The 2344-nt window shown below is 64.6% G+C and carries 2 protein-coding genes and 1 pseudogene; 2 read left to right on the forward strand and 1 reads right to left on the reverse strand.

Features of this window, described 5'->3' with window-relative positions:
- The coding region (locus ACH2EH_RS02150; protein WP_395138425.1) for an iron-containing alcohol dehydrogenase at positions 1 to 436 on the forward strand (436 nt) is incomplete at its 5' end.
- 84 nt (positions 437 to 520) lie between these two features.
- Here ACH2EH_RS02150 and ACH2EH_RS02155 read toward each other — a convergent pair.
- Positions 521 to 1582, reverse strand: a complete 1062-nt coding sequence (locus ACH2EH_RS02155) for a Gfo/Idh/MocA family protein (RefSeq protein WP_395138427.1) — start codon at positions 1580 to 1582, stop codon at positions 521 to 523.
- A gap of 130 nt (positions 1583 to 1712) precedes the next feature.
- On the opposite strand from ACH2EH_RS02155, the pseudogene ACH2EH_RS02160 reads away from it, so the two are divergent.
- A pseudogene (locus tag ACH2EH_RS02160) lies at positions 1713 to 2344 on the forward strand (mandelate racemase/muconate lactonizing enzyme family protein); the annotation flags it as partial.

Raw genomic sequence — 2344 nt, forward strand, 5'->3', positions numbered from 1 at the left:
CTTGGTACTGAGGGAGCCGAATAATCTTGAGGCGCGGGAGGGGATGCTGCTGGGCTCCACCTGGGCGGGGCTGGCGATCGAGTACTCCATGCTGGGGATCGCCCACTCGCTGGCGAACCCGCTTACGGCGCACTTTGGAACCGTGCACGGACAAGCCGTGGGGCTAATGCTCCCGCACGTCATCCGCTTCAATGCACAAGACCCTGCCGCCCGCCACGCCTACGAAGCGCTTGGCCACACGCCCGAAGCCCTCGCCACGCTTGTGACGGGCTGGCTGGAGCAGGCACAGATGCACACCACCCTGACCGAGTGCGGCATTGCCGAATCCCTGCTTCCCCCCCTCGCCGCCGAAGCCGCTCGCCAGTGGACTGCCACCTTCAACCCACGCTCCGTCACGGTTTCTGATCTAGCGGCGCTGTACCGAGTGGCGTTTTAGCCAACCTCACCCCCACCCCCCTCCCCCGGGCAGTCGCAAGCTCCTTGGGGAAGGGGCTGGGGGAGAGGTCACTCTGGGGAGAGGTTACCAAGGCACGGGGGCACTGGTCACGGTTTCGCCGCTGGTGGCGGCGCGGTCCATTAAAATTCCCAGGTAGTGGTCGTGGCAGCCCTCGGCGAGGCCGTAGTAGCCGGGGCCACCAGCGGCGTACTCCGCCATGCGCACCAGGCACTCCGCGATAGCAATCTCGTCGTCAGCGAGGCGGGCCAAGGGGAAGGGATTCTCATATACCCACTCAGTACCCGCGCTGTAGCCCTTGTGAAATGCGCCCTCAAGATTGCCCCGGTGCCCGGCATCTTCGCGCCGCAAAGTCAGCGCAACGGGCGTCTTATAGTCAAGCAGCAGTCGTACCGTTTCGTCAATAATCTCCCCACGCTCGCCGCGCACCAGCACGCGCTGGCCGCGAATGTAGGAAAAGTACTGGTCGCCCGTAAAATCAAACACCCCGAGCTTGCCACTCTCGAAGTTCAGCCACGCCAGCGTCTGGCCCGACGGCACGACTTTCTCCTCCGTGGGACCGCCGCTACGACCTGGGCTACTCAAAATCGGTGAGGTGAACTTCTGCGCTCGAATGGTGACGGGTTCAAAGCCAATATCCAAGTACCGTCGGATCAGCGCCATGCCGTGGTAGCCGTGCACCGCCGAGACCTGAGCCTGCGTCACCGTGCCCAGCTTCCCGGAGCGGGCGATGGCGATGCGTGCGGCGTGGTGTGGTTGGAACGGGTACTGCTCCGCGATCTGCACTTTTGCCGACGCGCCCACTTTCTCCCAGAGCGCCCTAAGTGCCTCTTCCGTCGGCGCGGGCGGTGTCTCCGCGAGCACGGGCATGCCCCGCTCGGCGCACCAGACAATCAGCTCGGGCGTCACGGGCCACGGCACGGAGAGTACCAGAAAATCTGGTTTCGCGGCTAATAGCTCCTCGGGCGTGCGCACCGTCGGCACGCCCCACGCCGCCGTCAGCGCCGCGCCCTTCTCCTCGCTACGCGTCACTACGCCCGTTACCTCAAATCGCTCTGGCAGCGCCCGTGCAATACGTAGAAAGAACTCCGTGCGCCAGCCGCCGCCCACAATGCCAAATCGGATCATGTGGGGATTGTACCCAATTTGTCCCGCACCGCCCAACCGACTCTCGCAGATGTCGCGGAGCGACTTTGTGGCGGCACGCCAGAAGCGAAGCGTGCCCGCGTCGTCCATGACGCTGGGGTAGAATGGCGGTATGTTAATCACGGCAGTGACGGCGCTGCCGCTGCGGGGGGCGACTCCCGACGGCGGTTGGGCGCAGGGCTACGATTTAGACGAGGAGCTGCACACGCTGATCCGGGTGGACACCGACGGTGGCATCACCGGCTGGGGGAGCTGTTTTACGTCGGGGGCGCTGGTCACGGCGGCGCTTGCGCTCTTGCGCCCGTATCTCATCGGCCAGAGCGCACTGGAGCCGGAGCGCGTGAGCGAGACGCTTTTGCAGTCCACGTTCTGGCAAGGGCGCGGCGGCACGGTCGCGCACGCTATCTCGGGCGTGGACATTGCGCTCTGGGATATTCTTGGGAAAGCTACCGGTCAGCCCGTCGCGCGGCTCTTGGGCGGCTGTTACCGAGACAAGATCAAGCCCTACGCCTCGATTCTCTTTGCCGAGCCGCCTGTTCTCAAACAGAGATTGGAGGCGGTGCTGGAAGCGGGGTTTCGTGCCATCAAGATCGGTTGGTCAGGCTTTGGGCGCGTGAGCGGCGGCTACGACAAGCTGCTGATTCAAACGGCGCGGCAGACCGTCGGCGATGCTGTGGAGATCTTTGTGGATGCGGGCGGCTCGGAGCAGTTCTGGCCCCACGGCTACAAGTGGGCGCTCCAGAC

It is taken from the genome of Armatimonas sp. (assembly GCF_043760365.1).
Lineage (GTDB): Bacteria > Armatimonadota > Armatimonadia > Armatimonadales > Armatimonadaceae > Armatimonas.

Bases quoted from the DNA above. Each gene is read 5' to 3' on its own strand.
- ACH2EH_RS02155 (WP_395138427.1), bottom strand. From the start codon at position 1,582: ATGATCCGATTTGGCATTGTGGGCGGCGGCTGGCGCACGGAGTTCTTT.